Here is a 22,260-nt window from a genome sequence, read left to right as displayed (position 1 = left end):
GCGATCAGTCGAGGGTGGCTGCCGGCGGCTCTGGCAAGGACTTGGGCCCTGGCGTGAGGGGAGGCTCGGGCGTCGTCGTGTCTTGCGGCAAGACTGGCACCAGTTTGTATTCCAGGCCCTGAGCGTTTTTCAAGGAGACCTCCAACTGCCGGAATGCGATGCTGATGTTGTGCTTTTTGAATTCGCGGCTGATGAACCGGTTGACCTCGTCCAGTACAGGGTTGCGGTCGCCCAGGTCACGCACATGCATGCGCAGCTCGTGGTCCAAGGTGCTTTCCCCGAAATTCAGGAAGTACACCAGTGGTTCCGGCTCCTTCAACACCCGTGGATTTCCCCGGGCGCCCTTGAGCAGCAACTCCTTGACCAGGTCAAGGTCCGACCCATAGTCGACACCTACCTTAAGGGTTACCCGTGTCACGGTATCGGTCAGCGACCAGTTGATCAATTGCCCGGTGATGAAGGTCTTGTTCGGGACGATGATGTCCTTGCGGTCGAAGTCGGTGATGGTGGTGGCGCGGATACGGATCTTGCTGACCGTGCCCGACAGGTTGCCGATGGTGATGGTGTCGCCGATCCGCACCGGTCGCTCGAACAGGATCATGATCCCGGAGATGAAGTTGGCGAAGATTTCCTGCATGCCGAAGCCCAGGCCCACCGACAGGGCGGCCACCAGCCATTGCAGCTTGTCCCAGCTCACGCCCAGGGTGGACAGGGTGGTGACGAAGCCGACGCCGGCGATGACGTAGGACAGCAGCGTGGTGGTGGCATAGGCACTGCCCTGGGCCAGGTTCAGTTTCGCCAGCACGAGCACTTCCAACAGGCCCGGCAGGTTGCGTGCCAGGGCGAAGGTGATGCCGATGATGATCAGCGCCCCGAGCATGTCGCCGATGCTGATCGGTACCATGCTCATGGCGGCGCCGGTGCCGCTGGTGTACTCATAGAGGGTGATGTTGTCCAGGTAGGAGAACACGCTGATCAGGTCCGACCAGACCCAGTACAGCGCCGCGATGAAACCGCCGAGCAACGCCAGGCGAATCAGGCGCAGGGATTGTTCGTTGACCTTTTCGATGTCCAGCGTTGGCTCTTCGATCACCGCTTCGCCGTCGCCGGCCTCTTTGGCCGCCTGACGCTTGGCCAGGGCGCGCTGGTAGGCCAGGCGCCGCGCCGCGACGGACAGGCCGCGCACGAAGGTGGCCTCGATCACCAGCCAGAACATCAGCAGGTACAGGGTGTTGATCAGCCGATCGCTGAGTTTCAGCGCGGTGTAGTAGTAGCCAAAGCAGACCGCCACGAACAACGCGATCGGCAGGGCGGTGAACATCACCCCGACCGCCTTGCGAAACAGCGAGGTGTTCTTGTGTGTCGGGCTGCTGAGCAACAGGCGGCTGAGCAACCACGCCATCAGCGCGTAGCAGGTCAGTACCACCGGCATGCCGAGCACGTCATCGGCCAGGCTCGAAGGTTGCAACTCGGCCACGGCTACCACGGCCACCAACGCCAACACCACCAGCCCCAGTCGGCGGATCCAGCCTTGGAGGAACTCGACCTGGGGTTTCTCCCAACGGAAATGCAACTCGGCCACGCCGCCCGGCGCCAGCACCCGATAGGCGGTGTAGAACACCAGCCAGGCCTGGCCGATCTGTAGCAGCGCCGCACCGAGGTTGGCGTTCTGGCCGCGGGCGTCGATCTGCAGGGCATAGCCGCATAGGGTCAGCGCCAGTGCCACTGGCATCGCCAACAGGATATTGATCAGGATCGCCTGGGGCGTGTGCCACTGGCTGTCGCGCTTGAAGTGACCGACGTCCTGGTGAACCTTGTTCAAGCGGGCATAAAGGCTCTTGCGCCGCCACAGTAGCGCACCGATCAGCAACGCCAGGGGCAAGAACAGCAGTGGCCGTTGAGTCAGGCCATCGGCCAGCTCACTGAGACTCGATGCCCAGGGCAGTGAGTCGATCTGTTTCTCCAGGCGAATCGGTGCGCCGCGCATCCAGTCGAAATCCAGCGGCTTGTTGCTGGGAATCCAGAACATCTGCTCTTCGAGGGTCGCTCGCAGGTTCTGGGCGGTGCTGAGCAGTTGTTTCTGGTTGAGCTGCAAGGTGATGGATTCGTTGAGCACCGCGCTCAATTCGCGGTTCAGGCGTTCCAGCAGGTCGACGCGGGTCAGGGCGAGGTCCAGCAGGGTCTTGCGCAGTTGCGGTGTGACCTGCTCCGACGGTTGGGAGGCCAGCAGGCTGTCGACATAGGCGCTTGGATTGTTCAGCAGCTCGCGCTGTTGGCTGACTTCGAACTGGTACAGGCGAATGTCGGCGATCTGGTCGGCGAGGTTCTGGTCCAGCTTCAGGCGCGGCAGGGTCTGGCGTTGCTTGTAGAGGATCTTGGAGAGCAGCAGGCTGCCCTTGAGTACGTTGATCTGCTCGTCCAGGGCAGCGTCGGTCTGGGTGACGCTGTCCAACAATTGCTTGGTTTGCAGGTTCTGCTGGGTGACTTCGTTAAGGCGGTCGGTGCTCTTGAGCAGGTAGTCGGAGAGCTTCAGGTTGGCCGTGCTTTCGGTTGCCAGCAGGCTGCTGCCACCGGCCTTCTGGGCTTCGATGGACTGCTGGGTCACCGTCTCCTGGGACTGGGCCAGGCGTTTCTGGTTGATCAGGTTTTGCAGGTCTTGGATTTCCTGCTCCGTGCGCGCAATTTTTTCCACCAGAAAATCGTGCTGACCGTTGCCCAGGTCCTGCAGTTGGCTGTTGCCGGCCAGCTCCTGGCGGCGCAGCGGAATCAACGCATTGAGCGCTGCCAGCTCGGCGTTGAGCAGGTCGCGTTGTTCGCCGCTCAGGGTCTTGCCGGCGTCCTTACCGGTCTTCAGGGTGGCGTTGATCTGCTGGATGCGGCTCTGGCTGTTGGAGATCTCTGCCTGGGCCCGCTCGGGGCGGGTTTGGGCAGTGATGATCAGGCTGTTGGCGTCGGCCAGGGCTTTTTGCAGGTCGCCCTGCTGGGTGGAGCGGTCCGTGAGCATTTGCTCGAGCTGGGGAATCGGCAGGTTGGCGTAGCGTTGTGCCACTGGTACCACCGCGGTGCCCTTGAGTCGCGCCAGTTCGCGCTGGTTCTCGATGTTTTGCTTGGGGGCCGTGGCCAGCTGCTGTTTGAGCGCCTGCAGCTTCTGCTCGTAGTCGGCCTTGTTACTGAGCTGAGTCAGCGTGTTCTGCAAGACAGCCTGCAGGGCTTTCTGCTCGGCTTCCGGCAGTTTGCGGTCGGCGATTTTGTCCAGGCTGGCCTGCACTGAAGCGCTGGCGGGAAGGTCAGCGGCGTGCAGTGTGCAGACAGAGAGACTCAGGCCCAGCAGGGCGATGGCGAAAAAGGAGCGCAGGGTAGGCATAAAGACCGGTCGAGCAAGTGAGAGTGGGAGCAGTTTAGAGGAACAAGCCGGGACCCGGGCGACTTCCTTCGGGGAATCTGACGCCCACTTTGGCGATCTTGTTCCCGTCCATGACCGCGACGGTCCACAGGGTGTTGTTCCAATCCACTTGGTCGCCGACCACTGGCGCACCGCCGACTTTTTGGGCAATGAAGCGGCCCAGGGACATGTCCGGATCAATGCCGTCCAGTTTCAGTCCGTACAGCGCCGCAACCGCGGCCAGCTGGGCGTCTCCTTCGAGTACGAAGTCGCCGAAGAAGCGCAAATCCAGGCCCCGTTGTGGCGCCTGGCTGAACAGTTTTCCAAGGGCCGGCAAATTGTGTTCGTGGCCGATAACACACAGCAAATCATCGACTTCCAGCACGGTACTACCCGACGGATGGAGCAGTTGCTGGCCCCGAAACAGGGCGGCGATGCGTGTGCCTTCGGGCATTTTCAGGTCCCGCAGGGGCGAGCCGATGCACCATTTTTCCGCGCCCAGGCGATAGATGAACAACTCCCACTCGCTGGTGACGTGGACTTCCAGGGCCGCCCGGGAAATGGGCAACGGCTCGGGCGGGACGGTCACGTGCAGCAACTTGGCAACCCACGGCAGGCTGGTGCCCTGCACCAGCAGCGAGACCAGCACGATAAAGAACGCCAGGTTGAAATAGAGCTGGGCGTGGGGCAGCCCGGCCATCAACGGGAACACTGCGAGGATGATCGGCACCGCGCCGCGCAGGCCGACCCAGGAGATAAACACTTTTTCGCGACCGTGGAACGCCTTGAACGGCAGCAGGCCGACCACGACCGACAACGGGCGCGCAAACAGGATCATCCACAATGCCAGGCCCAGGGCGGGCAGGGCGATGGGCAGCAGGTCGTGGGGCGTGACCAGCAACCCCAGTACCAGGAACATGCCGATCTGTGCCAGCCAGGCCATGCCATCGAGCATATGCAGGATACCGTGGCGGCTGCGCACTGGACGGTTGCCGATCACCAGGCCGCACAGGTACACCGCGAGGAAGCCACTGCCGTGCAGGGCGTTGGTCAAGGCAAATACCGCCAAGCCGCCGCTGATGACCAGGATCGGGTACAGGCCGTTGGCCAGGTTGATGCGATTGACCAGTTGCAGCATCAGCCAGCCGCCGCCCAGGCCGACCACCGCGCCGATGCCAAACTCGCGCACCAGATGCCCCACCAGGCTCCAATGCAGGCCGGTTTCGCCACTGGCGAGCATGCCGATCAGGGTGACGGTCAGGAATACCGCCATGGGGTCGTTGCTGCCGGACTCGATCTCGAGGGTGGCGCTGACCCGCTCATTCAGGCCCTTGCCACCCAGCAGCGAAAACACTGCCGCGGCATCGGTGGAGCCGACGATGGCGCCGATCAGCAGACCCTGCATCAGGTTCAGGTTGAACAGCCACGCCGCCGCCAGGCCGGTCAGCCCGGTGGTGATCAATACACCGACTGTGGCCAGCGACAACGCTGGCCACAGCGCAACGCGAAAACTCGACACCCGGGTGCGTAAGCCGCCGTCGAGCAGGATGACCGCCAATGCGAGGTTGCCGACCAGGTAGGCCGTGGCGTAGTTATCGAAAAGAATACCGGCGCCGTCGACACCGGCCGCCATGCCCACGGCCAGGATGATCACCAGGATCGGGATGCCCAGGCGCGACGAAAGAGAACTCACCAGGATGCTCGCACCTACCAGCAACGCGCCGATCAAGAACAGGCTGTTGATGGTCGTCGCAGTCAAAGGCGTTACTCCGGTAAAACTGAAGGGCGGGCACAGATTGACCATGCAGTCTGCGTGCCAGCGATTCTAACCTGTTGAAATGTGATGCTGTCAAAAAAGGTTTTGGATTGGGGGACAAGCGCGGCAGCAATACCGTTGCTCCCGCTCGCCCTTGTAGGCGCTGTCGAGTGCAACGAGGCTGCGATCGTTCCACAGCCAATTGAGTCCAGAGCGAAAGATCAAGATCAAAAGATCGCAGGCTTCGCCAGCTCCTACAGAGCCCCGCGGGAGCAATCTCTGGCCATAAACGCTGGAGGGTTAAAGGCTGAACCGCCCAACCATGCTACTCAGGTCCACGGCCAGGCGCGACAGTTCGGCACTGGCGGCGGTGGTCTGGTTGGCGCCGGTGGCCGATTGCACCGACAGGTCGCGGATGTTCACCAGGTTGCGGTCCACTTCACGGGCCACCTGGGCCTGCTCTTCGGCGGCGCTGGCGATCACCAGGTTGCGTTCGTTGATCTCGACGATGGCGGTGTTGATCGTGTCCAGGGACATGCCGGCACCGCGGGCGATGTTCAGCGTCGACTCCGCACGCTCGGTGCTGTTGCGCATCGAATCCACGGCGTGTTCGGTGCCGCTCTGGATGCTGCCGATCATGCGCTCGATCTCGCTGGTCGACTGCTGGGTACGGTGGGCCAGGGCGCGCACTTCGTCGGCGACCACGGCAAAGCCGCGACCGGCCTCACCGGCACGGGCGGCTTCGATGGCGGCGTTGAGCGCCAGCAGGTTGGTCTGGTCGGCCAAGCCGCGGATCACGTCCAGCACCTTGCCGATGTCACGGGACTCATTGGCCAGGTTGCCGATCAATGTGGCGGTGCCCTGCACATCGGCGCTCATGCGTTCGATGGCACTGACGGTTTCCTGCACCAGTTCGCGGCCATCGCCAGCGGACGCGGTGGCGTCTTTCGACGCTTCGGAGGTGCTGACTGCATTGCGCGCGACTTCTTCCACGGCGCTGGTCATCTCGTTGACCGCGGTGGCGGCCTGCTCGATTTCGTTGTTCTGCTGGGTCAGGCCACGGGCGCTTTCGTCGGTGACACTGTTGAGTTCTTCGGCGGCAGAGGCCAGTTGCGTGGCTGAGCCTGAGATCCGTTGCAAGGTGTCGCGCAGTTTTTCCTGCATGGTCGACATCGCCCGCAGCAGACGACCGGCTTCGTCGTCGCCATCGGCCGCAATCGGGCGGGTCAGGTTACCCTTGGCGATTTCTTCGGCGGCGTCCAGGGCGTTGGCAATCGGCTTGGTGATGCTGTTGGTCAGCAGCCAGGCGAACAGCAAGGTCAGGCCGGTGGCGACAACCAGGAGTGTGACAACCAAATTGAAGGCTCTTGAATAGTGTTGCTCTGCACCCTGATTGAAAGCGTCGGCTTGCTGGTTATTGATCTCCAGCAGGCGCCCGAGTACCCCGTTGATGGCTTCGGAGTTGCTCAACAGTTCGGTGTTGAGCAGAGCCCGCAGATCTTCAATCTGATTGTTGCGCGACAGGTTTTTCATCCGCTCTTCGAGCTGACGGTATTGCCCCAGCAGTTGCACGTATTGATCGTAGGTGGCCCGTTCTTCCGGGGTGCTGATCAGTTTTTCATAGGCCGCCTGGGCCGCGCGGATTTGCTGGTTGCGTTGCTCGAACAGATCGTAGGTTTTCTGCTGGACGTCCGGTTCGCGGTTGGTCAGCAAGCGATAGGAGAGCACCCGCAGGCGCAGGGTGAGCTGGGTGAACTCATCCAGGGCCTTGATGCTGGGCACGGTGTTCTCGGCGATGCTCTTGCCGGATGCACGAATGGTGCTCATCTGGGTCAGGGCAAACACCCCCAGGGCCAGCATCAGGGCACCGATCAGGGCAAACCCCAGGAACGCCCGCGGCGCGATGTTCATATTACGTAGGGACATGGAAAATTCCGGAAGGAGGCGCATCCGTGCGGGGCTATGACAGCTGTTCCCTGACTTATCGGTCATACGACTAAAGTCTTGAGTGACAGGCGTGGTTTTGTCGCAGAGCAAAGGCTGCGGTGCGACGAAGGGGCGGAACCAGATTCCCCATTCGCAGTCTCTAAAACTCGCCGGAAAGCCCTGCTACCCCGTAAAACGTGGTATTGGCAGTGACTTTTCTTTATCGTACGCGCCCCTTGAAAACGGCTGGAAATCAATATGTTGGAAACATCCCTCAGTCAACTGGAGCAACTGGTCAATGACCTGGTGCAACAGAACCGTCACCTCACCGGCCTGAACGAAACCCTGGGCGCAGAACTTGCCAGGGTCAAGGATGAAAACGAGAGCCTGCAGCTGAGCTTGATGGAGCAGGAAGAACTGCACGGCACCACCGCCGCCCGCATCCAGGCCTTGATCGAGCGCGCCAGCGCCGGTCCTGTCAGCGCATGAAGCACGGCGCCGATGGGGTGACAGTCATCTCGATCCTGGGAGAGGACTATTCAATCAAAGCGCCGGCCGGCCAGGAACAGGCCCTGTTGGACGCCGCTGTCATGCTCAAGGCCGCACTGGCCGACACGAAAAGGAAATACCCGACGCTGATCGGTGATCGCCTGTTGGTGCTGGCGGCCATGAACCTGTGTTCGCAGCAGATGGAAATGCAGAAAGACCATCAAGCGGAACTCGACCGTTACCAAGAGCAAGTCAGCGCCACGGTCGATGTGATTGCCAAGACCATTCAGCAGGCCTGAAACCTAAGGACCAAAGGTTGATGGTGATCTCATTGTGGGAGCGGCGGTGCGGCGATCCGACTTGCTCGCGAAGGCGGTGGATCAGGCAAATCAATTGCAACTGACATACCGCTTTCGCGAGCAAGCCCGCTCCTACAGTGGATGGTGGTGAACGCAGATGTCGTGTTCACTTGGAACCCTGTGGGAGCGAGCCTGCTCGCGATGGGATTTGAGGCCCACCACAAGCGCTGGCTCAGAACCACTCATCCAGCATCCCCTGGCACGTATCATCCCGCGCCTCGAGAATCGCCAGCTCATGATGGCAACCCGGTACTTCCCAAGTCAGGAAGTAGCGCGCTGCTTGCAGCTTGCCATTATAGAAGTCGCTATCCGCCGCATTCCCCTTGGCCAGGCCTTCCTCGGCACGAATCGCCTGTTCCAGCCAGCGCCAGCCGATCACCATGTGCCCAAACACCTTCAGGTACAGCGCCGAGTTGGCGAGGCTGCTGTTGACTTTGCCCTGGGCCAGGTCGGTCAGTAGGCCGAGGGTGACGGTTTGCAGGCGTGCCACCAGCGCTTCCAGCGGTTGGCGCAACGGCGTCAGTGATGCGTGCGCCTGGGCGCGTTCAGTGGTGTCGGCCACCAGGCGGATCAATTGCTTGAGCCCGGCACCGCTGTTCTGCGCCAGTTTTCGCCCCAGCAGGTCCAGAGACTGGATGCCGTGGGTGCCTTCATGGATCGGGTTCAGACGGTTGTCGCGGTAATACTGCTCCACCGGGTATTCACGGGTGTAGCCGTGCCCCCCCAGAATCTGGATCGCCAGCTCGTTGGCTTTCAGGCAGAACTCCGAGGGCCAGGATTTGACGATGGGCGTCAGCAGGTCCAGCAGTTCGTGGGCGCGCCTGCGCTCGACTTCGCTTTCCAGGGTGGTGGTGTCGTCGAATAGCCGCGCAGCGTAGAGCCCCAGGTCAAACGAACCTTCAACGTAGGCCTTCTGGGTCAGCAGCATGCGGCGCACATCGGCGTGCTGGATGATCGCCACGGGGGCGGTGCTCGGGTCTTTGCTGTCGGGAACCCGGCCCTGTGGGCGTTCGCGGGCGTATTCCAGGGAATACAGGTAGCCGGCGTAACCCAGCATCACCGCGCCCATGCCGACGCCGATTCGCGCCTCGTTCATCATTTGGAACATGTAGCTCAGGCCGTGGTGCGGTTTGCCTACGAGGTAACCGACACAATCGCCGTTGTCGCCGAAGTTCAGTGCGGTGGAGGTGGTGCCACGCCAGCCCATCTTGTGGAACAGCCCGGCCAACAGCACGTCGTTACGCGGGCCGAGGCTGCCGTCGTCGTTGACCAGGAACTTGGGCACGATAAACAGCGAAATGCCCTTCACGCCCGGTGGCGCGTCCGGCAGTTTCGCCAGGACCATGTGCACGATGTTTTCCGACAATGGATGATCGCCGCCAGAAATGAAGATCTTGTTGCCTTTGAGTCGATAGGTGCCGTCGGATGCAGGCTCCGCGCGCGTACGAATATCCGACAGCGAAGAGCCTGCATGGGGCTCGGTCAGGGCCATGGTGCCGTAGAACCGGCCATCGATCATCGGTTGCAGGAAGCGTTGCTTTTGCTCCTCGCTGCCGAAGCTCTCGATCAGGTTCGCCGCGCCCATGGTCAGGAACGGATAAGAGGTCGAAGCGGCGTTGGCCGACTGGAAGTGCGCGAAGCAGGCTTGGGACAGCAACGTCGGCAGTTGCATGCCGCCGGCCTCGAAGCTGCGTGCAGCGTTGAGAAAGCCTGCCTCGAGGAAGGCATCCACCGCCGGTTTTACCTCGGGAATCAGAATCGCCTCGCCGTTCTCGTAGCGCGGTTCGTTTTCATCATTCTTGCGGTTGTGGGGCGCGAAAAATTTCTCGGCGATGCTGCGGGCCGTACCGATGGCGGCGTCGAAGGTCTCGCGATTGTGTTCGGCAAACCGCGCACGCTGGGTCAGGCCCTCGGCATCAAGGACTTCATACAGCTCGAAAGCCAGATTGCGGGAACTGAGCAGCGTCTCGGACATGGCGGCTTACCTTTTTTTGGGATGGACCGAGTCTAAGCGTGGGAATGGAGGCTGAACAGGATGATTGATTTGGGTGATGGAGGAGCGAGGGTGACGCTAATCCCAATGTGGGGACAGGCTCTGTGGGGACAAGCCTTGTGGGAGCAAGCCTTGCTCCCACAGGGATTTCGATTACCAGGCACCCATTGCAGGTGCCTGGTTTGCAGCGGTTTAGCCGATAGTCATCAAGCTGGCGTTACCGCCCGCCGCGGCGGTGTTGACGCTCAAGGCCCGCTCGATCACCAGGCGCTCCAGCGCCACGCTGGTTTCGCCCTGGGACAGGCCATGGACCCCGACGATGGCGCCGGTGCGCTTGGCCACCTGCTGGCAGACTCCGCGCAGTTGATCCGAATCGCCGTGGTGCAGGACCGCGTCGAACAACACCTCGTCCTTGGTCCAGTCGGCCACCCGCTGGATGCGTGCCTGCAGGTCTTTCGGCAGGCGTGTGAACAACGCCTTACTGGTGTCGGTTTCCGGCCACACGGCCGAGCCGCCCACGGCCAGTACGGCCGCCAGTTGCGTCAGCAGGTCGCCTTCCACGTCGGCCAGGCACAACACGTGTTCGCGCGGCAGGATGGCGTAGCTGTTGCGTTCGCCGGTCGGGCCGGTCAGCTGGCGGGTAATACCGCTTTGCGACTGGGCTGCGAACTGCACGCACAGGGCGCTCAGTTCAGCGAGCTTCTGGCTGTCGGCCCAGGCTTGCAGGGTGGCCAGCGGTTTACCCATGGCCTCGCGCAAACGCACGTCAGGTGCCGTCAGGGCATCGCCACGGACGAAGGACTGTTGGATCGCATCGGTAGGACGTGTCGACAACAGGCGGAACAGGTACAACGGACCACCGGCCTTGGGGCCTGTGCCCGACAGGCCTTCGCCGCCAAACGGCTGCACGCCGACCACGGCACCGACGATGTTGCGGTTCACGTAGACGTTGCCAGCATGCACATTGTCGATGACCTTGGCGATGGTCTCGTCGATGCGCGTGTGCACGCCCAGGGTCAGGCCGTAGCCGGAGGCGTTGATTTGGTTGATCAACTGATCCAGTTCCTTGCGCTTGTAGCGCACCACGTGCAGCACCGGGCCGAAGATCTCGCGCTGCAGTTCGTCGAAGCTTTCCAGCTCGATCAGGGTTGGCATGACAAAGGTGCCGCGCTTGCATTCGTCGCTGTCGGCGATCGCCATCTGGTACACGGTGCGACCTTTGTCGCGCATGGCCTGGATGTGTTTCTCGATACCGGCCTTGGCTTCGGCGTCGATCACCGGGCCGATGTCCACGGACAGACGCTCAGGGTTGCCGAGGCGCGATTCGGCCATGGCGCCCTTGAGCATTTCGATGACGCGGTCGGCGGAATCTTCCTGCAGGCACAGGACCCGCAGGGCCGAGCAACGCTGCCCGGCACTGTCGAAGGCCGAGGACACCACGTCGATGACCACTTGTTCGGTCAGCGCCGAAGAGTCGACGATCATGGCGTTCTGGCCGCCGGTTTCGGCGATCAGGGGGATCGGACGGCCCTGGTTGTCCAGGCGACCGGCGATGTTGCGTTGCAGCAGGCGAGCGACTTCGGTGGAGCCAGTGAACATCACGCCTTTGACTCGCTCGTCACCCACCAAGCGGGCACCGACGGTTTCGCCGCGCCCCGGCAGCAATTGCAGCACGCCTTCCGGAATGCCGGCTTCGAGCATCAGGCGCACGGCCTGGGCCGCCACCAATGGCGTCTGCTCGGCGGGCTTGGCCAATACCGGGTTGCCGGCCGCCAGGGCAGCAGCAACCTGGCCGCTGAAGATCGCCAGCGGGAAGTTCCACGGGCTAATGCAGACCACCGGACCCAGTGGGCGATGGGCATCGTTGGTGAAATCGTTACGGGCCTGCACCGCGTAGTAGCGCAGGAAATCCACGGCTTCACGCACTTCAGCAATGGCGTTGGCGAAGGTCTTGCCGGCTTCGCGAGCCAGCAGGCCCATCAGCGGCTGGATCTCGCCTTCCATCAGGTCGGCGGCACGCTCGAGGATCGCGGCGCGTTCGGCCGGTGGCGTGGCTTGCCAGATCGGTGCGGCGTTGAGGGCGCACTGGATGGCGTTGTCGACGTCGGCGACTGTGGCTTCCTGCACATAGCCAACCACGTCGCGGTGATCGGACGGGTTCAGTACGGGGGCCGGGGTTTCTTCGCTGGCGGCACAGCCGAGCATCGGCACGGCTTTCCAATCGTTATGGGCAGTGGCAAGCAGGGCGCAGGACAACGAAGCCAACCGATGTTCGTTGGCCAGATCGATGCCGCTGGAGTTGGCGCGGTCGCTGCCATACAAATCGCGCGGCAATGGGATGCGCGGGTGTGGCAGGCCGAAACCACCTTCCAGCGTCGCCATTTGTTCAATGCTGGCCACTGGATCGGCCACCAGCTCCTGGATCGAGATGGAGTGGTCGGCGATACGGTTGACGAACGAAGTGTTCGCGCCGTTTTCCAGCAGGCGACGTACCAGGTACGCCAGCAGTGTTTCGTGGGTGCCGACCGGAGCGTACACGCGGCACGGACGGTTCAGCTTGCCTTCGGAAACCTGGCCTACGACCTGTTCGTACAGTGGTTCACCCATGCCGTGCAGGCACTGGAATTCGTACTGACCGGGGTAATAGTTCTGACCGGCGATGTGGTAGATGGCGGCCAGGGTATGGGCGTTATGCGTGGCGAATTGCGGGTAGATGACTTCCGGCACCGACAGCAACTTGCGGGCGCAAGCGATGTAGGACACGTCGGTGTACACCTTGCGGGTATAGACCGGATAGCCTTCCAGGCCTTCGACCTGGGCGCGCTTGATTTCGCTGTCCCAGTACGCGCCTTTTACCAGGCGAATCATCAACCGGTGGCGGCTGCGGCGGGCCAGGTCGATGACGTAGTCGATCACGTACGGGCAACGCTTCTGGTAGGCCTGGATCACGAAACCGATACCGTTCCAGCCGGTCAGTTGCGGCTCGAAGCACAGGCGCTCCAGCAGATCCAGCGACAGTTCGAGGCGGTCGGCCTCTTCGGCGTCGATGTTCAGGCCGATGTCGTATTGCTTGGCCAGCAGGGTCAACGATAGCAAGCGCGGGTACAGCTCTTCCATGACGCGCTCGTACTGGGCGCGGCTGTAACGCGGGTGCAGGGCGGACAATTTGATGGAAATGCCTGGGCCTTCATAAATCCCACGGCCATGGGACGCTTTACCGATCGACTGGATGGCTTGTTCGTACGAGGCCAGGTACTTCTGGGCGTCATGTTCGGTGAGCGCGGCTTCACCCAACATGTCGTAGGAATAGCGGAAGCCCTTGGATTCGAACTTGCTGGCGTTGGCCAGGGCCTCGGCGATGGTTTCGCCAGTGACGAACTGCTCGCCCATCAGGCGCATGGCCATGTCGACGCCCTTGCGGATCATCGGCTCGCCGCTTTTGCCAATGATGCGGCTCAGGGAAGAAGTCAGGCCCGCTTCGTTATGGGTGGAGACCAGTTTGCCGGTCAGCAGCAGGCCCCAGGTAGCGGCGTTGACGAACAGCGACGGACTGTTGCCCAGGTGCGGCTGCCAGTTGCCGGTGCTGATCTTGTCGCGGATCAGGGCGTCACGGGTGCCTTTGTCCGGGATGCGCAGCAGCGCCTCGGCCAGGCACATCAGCGCTACGCCTTCCTGGGACGACAGGGAAAATTCCTGCAGCAAACCCTGAACGATACCGGCACGGCCGCCAGCACTTTTCTGGTTACGCAGTTTTTCCGCAATCGAGGCGGCCAGCTTGTTGGTGGCTTCGGCCATTTGCGCCGGCAGGCGGGCCTGCTCGATCAGCATCGGCACCACTTCAGATTCCGGGCGACGGTAAGCAGCGGTGATGGAGGCGCGCAGGACTGATTGCGGCAGGATGCTCTCGGCAAATTCGAGGAAGCATTGGTGAGCATGGTCGACCTGCACATCGTCGGCATCGTCGCCGTCGGTGCGAGGTGAACCGTTCAGCTCGGTCAGGGTTGCACCACCCTCGAGTTTTTCCAGGTAATTGAAAATTGCCTGCTTGATCAGCCAGTGCGGCGTACGATCAATCGAGGTTGCGGCGGCCTTGAGGCGTTCGCGGGTCGGGTCGTCGAGTTTGACCCCAAGGGTGGTGGTAGCCATATTTTTATCCTCATGTTTACCACGTATTGCGTGGCATCAGCTGGCGGCAAGATTAGCTGCGCGATGATGGAGGTGCAACCGGGTGCAACCCTTTTTTTCTCGAAATGACAGGCAGTTCATCCGGAAGCAAATACCGCACTATTAATCCTGCACCGGCTTGGTGCGCCGGCTTCTATCTGAGTGCTATAAAGTGCACTAAAAAGGAGCGAAAACACGGATTTTGCGATAAAACCGATCAGGTGCAACTTATTCGAGCGAAACTGGTTGCACCTTATTTGATTTGTTGAATAGCATTCGTGGCCAAGGTGCAACCGGTTCAAACCGAGGGGCATCGGCTGATGGCTTTCCTGGGGAAACATCAGTCATAAATTCGCGGGGCTGTAAGTCGTCGCTACAATGTCTGCGTTGACGACGCTTTCAACGGCCACCGCTACATAAAAACAAAGCCAGGGCGTAACTCATGAGTGTTAGTAATCCCACTTTGATCACTTTCGTGATCTACATCGCAGCCATGGTCCTGATCGGTCTGATGGCTTACCGTTCCACCAACAACCTTTCCGATTACATCCTGGGCGGTCGCAGCCTGGGCAGCGTGGTAACGGCATTGTCCGCCGGTGCTTCCGACATGAGCGGCTGGTTGTTGATGGGTTTGCCGGGGGCCATCTACATGTCCGGCCTGTCGGAAAGCTGGATCGCCGTCGGCCTGATCGTTGGTGCCTACCTGAACTGGCTGTTCGTGGCCGGTCGCCTGCGGGTGCAGACCGAGCACAACGGTGACGCACTGACTCTGCCGGACTACTTCTCCAGTCGTTTCGAAGACAAGAGCGGTATGCTGCGGATCATCTCGGCGGTGGTAATCCTAGTGTTCTTCACCATCTACTGCGCTTCCGGCATCGTGGCCGGCGCCCGTTTGTTCGAAAGCACCTTCGGCCTGTCCTACGAGACGGCGCTGTGGGCCGGCGCTGCGGCGACCATCGCCTACACCTTCATCGGTGGTTTCCTGGCCGTGAGCTGGACCGACACCGTACAAGCCACCCTGATGATCTTCGCGCTGATCCTCACGCCGATCATCGTGCTGCTGGCTACCGGTGGTGTGGACACTACGTTCCTGGCCATCGAAGCAAAAGATCCTACTTCGTTCGATATGCTGAAAAACACCACCTTCATCGGCGTGATCTCGCTGATGGGTTGGGGCCTGGGCTACTTCGGCCAACCGCACATCCTGGCGCGCTTCATGGCGGCTGATTCGGTCAAGTCGATCGCCAAGGCACGTCGCATCTCCATGGCGTGGATGATCCTCTGCCTGGGCGGCACCGTGGCCGTGGGCTTCTTCGGTATCGCTTACTTCTCGGCACACCCTGACGTGGCCGGTCCGGTGACCGAGAACCCTGAGCGGGTGTTCATCGAGCTGGCGAAGATCCTGTTCAACCCATGGGTTGCCGGTGTGTTGCTGTCGGCCATCCTGGCGGCGGTCATGAGTACCCTGAGCTGCCAGTTGCTGGTGTGCTCCAGCTCCCTGACCGAAGACTTCTACAAGACCTTCCTGCGTAAGAGCGCTTCCCAGCTGGAACTGGTCTGGGTCGGTCGCGCCATGGTGCTGCTGGTGGCCTTGGTCGCTATCGCCCTGGCCGCTAACCCGGAAAACCGTGTGCTGGGTCTGGTGAGCTACGCCTGGGCCGGTTTTGGTGCCGCCTTCGGTCCGGTTGTTCTGATCTCCGTGATCTGGAAGAACATGACCCGCAATGGCGCGCTTGCCGGCATTCTGGTGGGTGCGATCACCGTGATCGTCTGGAAGCACTTCGCGTTGCTGGGTCTGTACGAAATCATCCCGGGCTTTATCTTCGCCAGTCTGGCCATCTACATCGTCAGCAAGATGGGCTCGCCTACCGCGGGTATGCTGCAGCGCTTCGACGCGGCGGAAAAAGATTTTCGTCTGAACCAGTAAGGCCTTCAGCGAGCCCCCGATGGCTCGCAGGAGGGTTTGCATGAAAAACGGCCCGTCTCCAATGGAGGCGGGCCGTTTTTTCATGGGTGGCATGGGCTCAATACGAACTCTGATCCTCGTAGCGCGTGTCAGTTACATACCTGTTGCACATCGTTGTAGGTGGTGCCTATCTTCAGACCTGAAATATAGTTTTCTACATCCTCCATGACACCCGGCTGATGTTTGTTGTAGACACCCCATTTAGGCTCGTTCGCACCTATGCTCGCGCCGTCCCAGGTTCTCCCGAAAAAGCGCTCCTGACCGTTGTTGAAGGTCTGTGCTTGAGCGTCGAACCATAGCTCTGCCCAGCCGTTGCTTGATTGGTTGGAAGTATGGATGGCCAGGACAAGGCAATACCATTTGAATGGCTCAATGGGTTTGCTCCAGATAATGCCGGATGTCTCGGTTGGCGTGCCGTAATAGAAGAGATTCAAGTTGCCGTCCCTGGCATTCATCAGGAATGGATAGTTTTGTTGATGTCCCGTTTCATAGGACTTCCATTGGAATGGGTGATGATTGCTCTGGGTGTCATTCAGCTTGAATGACCAGCCTATGAAGTAGGTTTTGTCTTTTTCGAATCGATAGATCGTGTGATTGGAACCGGTCCTGACATTGCGCGCTTCGCAGCGGGGTTCGCCGGCGCCTTTATGGAATAACCAGGATTTGCCTCGGGCCGTGTCGTCTATCACGGTGATGCTGGAGGGCGCCGGGCATTCAGTCACGGCATTGGCAAATATTTTTTCTTTGCCAATAGGATTGGCGGCATCTCCATCCCAAATCAACTGAGCCTCGGCGGACGAGGAAATATCAAAAAGAACCACTAGCAGTGCAGTGGTAATCAAAGAAGGGCGCATGGCGAATGCCCTGAAAGTTGTGGTGATACAAAAAGTTGCTGAACACTGGCTGCCTCTGGCGCCAAAGTGTCGTGTAGGAAGTATTTCAATGTTTTGGCTTTTCAGATACTGTCAGTCCTGACAGTTTTTATATTTAAAAACCTATTGCCAAATAACAGGCGTGGCAAGTCAAGCACGTCGTATGACACATGTGCGAATCTCACTATTAACTCCTACCTCAACTCACGTTGGCATCCGCCTGATTGACGAAGATCAGCGCGCCCAGGATCGCCATGTAGAACCTGAACGCAGCGTCCTGGCCATTCCAGATTTCTGATTGCCACATCAGGAACCACTCGCCGCCGACGACCATGAAACCAAAGAACCAGACGAAGAAGCCCATCGTCAGGCCGGCAACGGCCCATCGCTTGGCGCGGGCGAAAACCGCGGCCTCGGCCTGGCGTGCCTGCCACAGCTCCAGTGTGCCGTAGCTCAAAAGCCCCGCCGTCAGTGCTTCACCGAAAATGATCAGCCAATAGGCGCTGTGCCACATCCAGGGGTGATCGATGGCGCGATACCGGGCGGCATTGTCGGGAAAGGTGGTATCCATACTCAGTACGTGGTGGACGAAATTGAAGTTGGAGCTGTAGTCCGTGACGTTATTGAGCACGGTCAGGAAGGCGAATGCGGCGAGCGCCAGGGTCATTGCGATTTTTGCGTAGCGTGTCGTCATGCCGTGCGTCCTTTGCTTTTTTGCGACCGTGGCACGTTATCACGGTCACCACTGCCCAGAAATCGGCCACATTGCAAGAATCTGTTGATTCGTTTGCAGGGTAGCTGCGGTTGTCCGCGATGCTTTGAATGTCTATCGGAAAATGCATCAGGTTTTACGGCTTTTAGCTTCTTGGCTGTAGGGGAAATCTGTTTTTCCTGACCTCCAATCCATTCCCCTATCGCTCGTGCAGAATCACCCGCCTCCACTTCGCAGAGGCACATTGGACGTTCCCGCCTGCCATCCCACCGCGTTTCACGCTGACACTCGACAGTGGGCCGAATGAACTCAAGGTGCTCGAGTTCAAGGGCAAGGAAGCCATCAGCCAGCCCTATCGCTTCGACCTGGAACTGGTCAGCGAGCGGCCTGACCTGGCGCTGGAAGAGCTCCTGCATCGCCAGGCATTTCTGGGGTTCGATGCTGTGGGCGGTGGCATACACGGTCAGGTCTACAGCGTGGCCCAGGGGGATTCGGGCAAACGCCTGACCCGTTATCAGATCAGCTTGGTGCCCCGCCTGGCCTACTTGCGTCATCGCATCAACCAGCGAATTTTCCAGCACCTGAGCGTGCCCGATATCGTCGCCCGGGTGCTGAAGGAGCACGGAATCCTGGCGGATGCCTGCCAGTTCACGCTTGGTGGGCAATACCCCGAGCGCGAGTATTGTGTGCAGTATGGCGAAAGCGACCTGGCCTTCATCGAGCGGATCTGCGCCGAAGTCGGCATTCATTATCACTTCAGGCACCGCCCTGATGGCCATCTGCTGGTGTTCGGTGACGACCAAACGGTGTTTCCCCGCCTGCCCGAGACAACGCTGTACCTGCCGGACAGCGGCATGGCTGCCGCCGGGCCGGCCATCAAGCGCTTGGCGGTGCGGCTCCAGACCCATACCACTGCTGTGACGTTGCGCGACTACGACTTCCGTAAGCCCGGCTTGTTACTGCAAACCCACCACGACAATCGGCAGCGCCCTGTGCTCGAGGACTATCACTATCCCGGCGGTTTCTCTGCCCGTGACGATGGCAAGCATCTGCCCCGGCGTGTCCTTGAGCGCCATGGCGCCGGCCACTGCGTGGCAGAAGGCGGCAGCGATGAAAGCGCCTTCGTCAGCGGATATTTCATGCGCATCAAGGATCATCCCCGGGAGCTGTGGAATGATCTCTGGCTTCTGACGCAGATCGACCATCATGGCCGTCAACCACAGGTGCTGGAAGAAACAGCCGCCGGTCCGGATGAATTCCAGGGCTACAAAAATACCTTTCTCGCCACGCCCAGGGACGTGTTCTTTCGGCCGCCCGTGCATCACGAAAAGCCCCGCGCCCACGGTTATCAGTCGGCGGTGGTGACCGGGCCGGTCGACAGCGAGATCCATTGCGATGAATTCGGACGGGTCAAGGTGCAACTGGTCTGGGATCGCGACGGTCAATGCGATGAGCATTCCAGCTGCTGGCTGCGTGTGGCCGCAGGTTGGGCCCACGATCACTATGGCGCGGTGATGATCCCTCGAGTCGGGATGGAGGTTCTGGTGGGGTTCATCGATGGCGACGTGGACAAGCCGTTGGTCGTCGGGTGCCTGCCCAACGGCGCCAACCCGGTGCCGTTGGACCTGCCGGCAGACAAGACCCGCAGCCTATGGCGCAGCCAGAGCAGTCCCGGTAGGGGCGGCTACAACGAATTGCGCATCGAAGACCGCAAGGGGGCCGAGGAGATCTACCTGCGGGCCCAGCGAAACTGGACCCAGCATGTGCTGCATGACCAGCGGGTGCAGGTCGATCACGAACGCAGCATCGTTGTCGCCGGTACGGCACGAGCTCAAGGCCGATGAGCAGCGTCTTACCCATGGTCGGCGCCGGCGGGATTTCCAGCAGCGTACCCATTGAGGTCGGTGGGGCGCCGATGGCGGTCATGAGCGCGACATCCGGCTCTCCAGGCCGCGCCGAGAAGCTGGTCGCCGCGGTGGCGCCTGCGCTTTCCCTTGCACAGGTCCTCAGTTTCCAAGGCCCGGCACCGTTCTGCGAGGAATGTGAGCGTTGCAGAAGCGGCGCCTGTGCAGCGCCGTTGGTCTTTCACAACCCTGTCGATGCCCTGGGGCGTCCATGAACAGCGATCAATCTCCCTGCGCCTGGCTTGAGGGCCGCCCCTTGCAGGCCTCCGAGCAACTTTTCGCCATTTTCAGCAATGCCAGTAGCGCCGGGGCGTTGTCAGCCTGGAGGCGCTCGATGAACTCGACCGCCAGCCCGATCTGGGCCGATACGCCGTACGCCGAGTGGGAAACGGTCATGCCCTATGTCGGGCTGGTCAGCGCAGACAGTGGGTTTCTTGATTGGATTGCCGCCACCGACTCCCTCGATTGGGGTTGGCTGGCGGTTTCGTGTGTGAGCCAGGAAACCTTTGCCGAACACTTGCGAGGGCTCACACAGGTGTTGTTGCCCGATGGCAAGCCAGTCTTCCTGCGTTTCTGGGATGGGCGCTTCATGCGGTCGATCCTGCAATCGCCTGAGGTGGAGGCCGGGCAACTCTGCCGGTCATCAGGCGTTGCCTGATCAACGGACAATCCCTTGACGTCGAGGGAAATGGCCAGCGGCCGGCTCAGGCTTTTCCCTGGTGGCAAGTGCCCGCCGCCCTGTTGGACGCAATGACGGAGGGGCCGACGGACTGTCTGCTGGACAACTTGCTCACCTGGCTGGGTGAAGAGCATCCGTATTTGTTCGAGCGGGTCGACGGCAGCATCCTGCGGCGCAAGATTGCCCACTTTCTTGAGCGATCGGAGCCGGTTGCGGCGAAAAAGACGCCATTGCAGACGTATTTGATGCGTGAGTTGGGCTGATGACGACCTGTCCGCCGGGCTGCGAACCCCTGACGTCTGCCGCGCTTCAAGGTAAACTCGTCGCCCTTCGCAGGAGCCGCCATGAATTATCGCCACGCCTTCCACGCCGGCAATCACGCCGATGTCTTCAAACACCTGACCTTGACCCGCCTCATCGCCTTGATGTCGCGCAAGGAGCAGCCCTTCGCCTACCTCGATACCCACGCGGGCATCGGGCTGTACGACCTGCAGGGTGACCAGGCCAACCGTACCGGTGAGTACCTGGAAGGCATTGCGCGGTTGTGGGGCGAGAGCGATCTACCGCCGCTGACCGCCGATTACATGAAGGTGCTGCACGAGATGAACCCGGACGGGCAGTTGCGCTACTACCCGGGCTCACCGGAACTGGCGCGGCGCCTGACCCGCCCGCAGGACCGTGTGCTGCTCAATGAGAAGCACCCTGAAGACGGCGTGTTGCTCAAGGACAACATGAAAGGCGACCGTCGCGTGGCGGTGCACCTGGGTGAGGGCTGGCATGTGCCGCGGGCGCTGCTGCCGGTGGCAGAGAAGCGTGCCTTGATGCTGATCGATCCACCCTTCGAGCAGCTTGACGAGATGCAGCGCTGCGCCGCCTCCCTCAAGGAGGCCATTGGCCGGATGCGCCAGACAGTGGCAGCGATCTGGTACCCGGTGAAGGACCAGCGAATGTTGCGCCGCTTCTACCAGGACCTAGCCGGCACGGGCGCGCCGAAGCTGTTGCGGGTGGAACTGCTGGTGCACCCACTGGCAACGCCCAACAGCCTCAATGGCTCCGGCCTGGCGATTGCCAATCCGCCGTGGGGACTGGAGGAGGAGTTGCGTGAACTGCTGCCATGGCTGTCGAAAAAGCTAGGGCAGACCCAGGGTGGGTGGCAGATGGATTGGTTGATCGCTGAGAGCTGATCGTTGAGCCGATGCATTCAGGTCGTCTGGAAGGACACCTTCGCGAGCAAGCCCCCACATGGGTTGTGGGGTGTTCACAGAACTGCAATTGACTCAAATCCCTGTGGGAGCCGAGCTTGCTCGCGAAGGCATCACCTTGGTCTATCAGTTGCACCGAGGTGTTTGCATCGCGGGCAGGCCTTGCTCCCAAAAGCTCAGCGCCCGCACTGGGTCTGGGGCTTATAAGTCAGATCGGGCAGGTCACGCCTGTACCGCCAATCCCACAATAGCCTTCAGGGTTCTTCGCCAGGTACTGCTGGTGGTAGGCCTCGGCAAAGTAGAACGTCGGTGCCTCTTCGATTGCAGTGGTGATGGTGCCTTTGCCAGCCTTGGTCAACTCTGCCTGGAACACTTGCTCGCTGTACTCGGCCGCTGCCAGTTGTGCCCGGTTGGTGGCATAGATGACCGAGCGGTATTGAGTGCCGATGTCATTGCCCTGGCGCATACCCTGGGTCGGGTTGTGCAGTTCCCAGAACATCTTCAGAAGCTGCTCATAGCTGATCTTTGCTGGTTCGTAGACGACCAATACCACTTCACTGTGGCCGGTAAGGCCGGAGCAGACCTCTTCATACGTCGGGTTCGGCGTAAACCCGCCGGCGTAACCCACCGCTGTACTGACCACGCCTTCGCGCTGCCAGAACTTGCGCTCTGCGCCCCAGAAGCAGCCGAGGCCGAAGATCGCGAAATCCACGTCCATGGCAAACGGACCCAGCAGCGGCGCGTCGTGGACGAAGTGTTTTTCCGGCACGGCCATCGGAGTTTCGCGGCCAGGCAGGGCTTGTTCTTGAGTAGGGAGCACGTTTTTGTTCACCAGGATTTCCGAGCGCAAGACCAT

11 protein-coding genes and 4 pseudogenes are annotated in these 22,260 nt (G+C 60.8%); 6 read left to right on the top strand and 9 right to left on the bottom strand.

Features of this window, described 5'->3' with window-relative positions:
• Positions 1 to 4: 4 nt before the first annotated feature.
• The 4 genes and pseudogenes from mscK to AACY31_RS28795 all read right to left on the bottom strand — a co-directional run.
• Positions 5 to 3,364, bottom strand: coding sequence for a mechanosensitive channel MscK (gene mscK / locus AACY31_RS01185; RefSeq protein WP_339483137.1), 3,360 nt, complete (start codon positions 3,362 to 3,364; stop codon positions 5 to 7).
• A gap of 34 nt (positions 3,365 to 3,398) precedes the next feature.
• Entirely contained in the window at positions 3,399 to 5,141 is a 1,743-nt protein-coding gene (locus tag AACY31_RS01180) for a potassium/proton antiporter (protein WP_339483139.1), read from the bottom strand.
• 297 nt (positions 5,142 to 5,438) lie between these two features.
• Positions 5,439 to 6,038, bottom strand: a pseudogene (locus AACY31_RS28800) (methyl-accepting chemotaxis protein); the annotation flags it as partial.
• A gap of 303 nt (positions 6,039 to 6,341) precedes the next feature.
• A pseudogene (locus tag AACY31_RS28795) lies at positions 6,342 to 6,998 on the bottom strand (MCP four helix bundle domain-containing protein); the annotation flags it as partial.
• A 324-nt stretch (positions 6,999 to 7,322) separates the two neighbouring features.
• Between AACY31_RS28795 and AACY31_RS01170 the strand changes: the two are divergent.
• Both AACY31_RS01170 and AACY31_RS01165 read left to right on the top strand, forming a co-directional pair.
• On the top strand, positions 7,323 to 7,553 hold the full coding sequence (locus AACY31_RS01170; RefSeq protein WP_339483142.1) for a hypothetical protein: 231 nt from the start codon (positions 7,323 to 7,325) through the stop codon (positions 7,551 to 7,553).
• Complete coding sequence (locus AACY31_RS01165; RefSeq protein WP_339483143.1) at positions 7,550 to 7,852, top strand: cell division protein ZapA; 303 nt, start codon at positions 7,550 to 7,552, stop codon at positions 7,850 to 7,852. The genes AACY31_RS01170 and AACY31_RS01165 overlap by 4 nt, the downstream gene beginning before the upstream one ends.
• A 232-nt stretch (positions 7,853 to 8,084) precedes the next feature.
• Here AACY31_RS01165 and AACY31_RS01160 read toward each other — a convergent pair whose 3' ends face one another.
• Both AACY31_RS01160 and putA read right to left on the bottom strand, forming a co-directional pair.
• On the bottom strand, positions 8,085 to 9,887 hold the full coding sequence (locus AACY31_RS01160; RefSeq protein ID WP_339503698.1) for an acyl-CoA dehydrogenase: 1,803 nt from the start codon (positions 9,885 to 9,887) through the stop codon (positions 8,085 to 8,087).
• 210 nt (positions 9,888 to 10,097) lie between these two features.
• Entirely contained in the window at positions 10,098 to 14,051 is a 3,954-nt protein-coding gene (putA, locus tag AACY31_RS01155; RefSeq protein ID WP_339483147.1) for a trifunctional transcriptional regulator/proline dehydrogenase/L-glutamate gamma-semialdehyde dehydrogenase, read from the bottom strand.
• A gap of 460 nt (positions 14,052 to 14,511) precedes the next feature.
• On the opposite strand from putA, the gene putP reads away from it, so the two are divergent.
• On the top strand, positions 14,512 to 15,996 hold the full coding sequence (gene putP / locus AACY31_RS01150; RefSeq protein ID WP_339483149.1) for a sodium/proline symporter PutP: 1,485 nt from the start codon (positions 14,512 to 14,514) through the stop codon (positions 15,994 to 15,996).
• Positions 15,997 to 16,124: 128 nt separating this feature from the next.
• Here putP and AACY31_RS01145 read toward each other — a convergent pair whose 3' ends face one another.
• The gene (locus AACY31_RS01145) at positions 16,125 to 16,889 is read right to left on the bottom strand and encodes a heparin lyase I family protein (protein WP_339483150.1); all 765 of its coding nucleotides are present in this window, start codon (positions 16,887 to 16,889) and stop codon (positions 16,125 to 16,127) included.
• Between the two features lie 217 nt (positions 16,890 to 17,106).
• Positions 17,107 to 17,601, bottom strand: a complete 495-nt coding sequence (locus AACY31_RS01140) for a DUF2165 family protein (RefSeq protein ID WP_339491198.1) — start codon at positions 17,599 to 17,601, stop codon at positions 17,107 to 17,109.
• A 233-nt stretch (positions 17,602 to 17,834) separates the two neighbouring features.
• Here AACY31_RS01140 and AACY31_RS01135 point away from each other — a divergent pair.
• The 3 genes and pseudogenes from AACY31_RS01135 to AACY31_RS01125 all read left to right on the top strand — a co-directional run bounded on the left by AACY31_RS01135 (position 17,835) and on the right by AACY31_RS01125 (position 21,386).
• A pseudogene (locus AACY31_RS01135) lies at positions 17,835 to 19,738 on the top strand (type VI secretion system Vgr family protein).
• Positions 19,735 to 20,465, top strand: a pseudogene (locus AACY31_RS01130) (DUF4123 domain-containing protein). The pseudogenes AACY31_RS01135 and AACY31_RS01130 overlap by 4 nt, the downstream one beginning before the upstream one ends.
• 81 nt (positions 20,466 to 20,546) lie before the next feature.
• Entirely contained in the window at positions 20,547 to 21,386 is an 840-nt protein-coding gene (locus AACY31_RS01125; protein WP_339478269.1) for a 23S rRNA (adenine(2030)-N(6))-methyltransferase RlmJ, read from the top strand.
• Positions 21,387 to 21,612: 226 nt separating this feature from the next.
• Here AACY31_RS01125 and msrA read toward each other — a convergent pair whose 3' ends face one another.
• Positions 21,613 to 22,260: a peptide-methionine (S)-S-oxide reductase MsrA gene (gene msrA, locus AACY31_RS01120; RefSeq protein ID WP_339478271.1), complete on the bottom strand. Its 648-nt coding sequence runs from the start codon at positions 22,258 to 22,260 to the stop codon at positions 21,613 to 21,615.

The organism is Pseudomonas sp. RL_105y_Pfl2_101 (assembly GCF_963970585.1).
Lineage (GTDB): Bacteria > Pseudomonadota > Gammaproteobacteria > Pseudomonadales > Pseudomonadaceae > Aquipseudomonas.
The sequence above is the reverse complement of the archived record's forward strand: the minus strand, read 5'-3'. Positions and strand labels throughout refer to the sequence as shown.

Excerpts from the sequence above, each read along its gene's own strand:
- msrA (WP_339478271.1), bottom strand. The coding sequence starts at position 22,260 with ATGGTCTTGCGCTCGGAAATCCTGGTGAACAAAAACGTGCTCCCTACT.
- AACY31_RS01145 (WP_339483150.1), bottom strand. The coding sequence starts at position 16,889 with ATGCGCCCTTCTTTGATTACCACTGCACTGCTAGTGGTTCTTTTTGAT.
- putA (WP_339483147.1), bottom strand. The coding sequence starts at position 14,051 with ATGGCTACCACCACCCTTGGGGTCAAACTCGACGACCCGACCCGCGAA.
- AACY31_RS01165 (WP_339483143.1), top strand. The coding sequence starts at position 7,550 with ATGAAGCACGGCGCCGATGGGGTGACAGTCATCTCGATCCTGGGAGAG.
- AACY31_RS01125 (WP_339478269.1), top strand. The coding sequence starts at position 20,547 with ATGAATTATCGCCACGCCTTCCACGCCGGCAATCACGCCGATGTCTTC.
- AACY31_RS01160 (WP_339503698.1), bottom strand. The coding sequence starts at position 9,887 with ATGTCCGAGACGCTGCTCAGTTCCCGCAATCTGGCTTTCGAGCTGTAT.
- AACY31_RS01140 (WP_339491198.1), bottom strand. The coding sequence starts at position 17,601 with ATGACGACACGCTACGCAAAAATCGCAATGACCCTGGCGCTCGCCGCA.
- mscK (WP_339483137.1), bottom strand. The coding sequence starts at position 3,364 with ATGCCTACCCTGCGCTCCTTTTTCGCCATCGCCCTGCTGGGCCTGAGT.
- AACY31_RS01170 (WP_339483142.1), top strand. The coding sequence starts at position 7,323 with ATGTTGGAAACATCCCTCAGTCAACTGGAGCAACTGGTCAATGACCTG.
- putP (WP_339483149.1), top strand. The coding sequence starts at position 14,512 with ATGAGTGTTAGTAATCCCACTTTGATCACTTTCGTGATCTACATCGCA.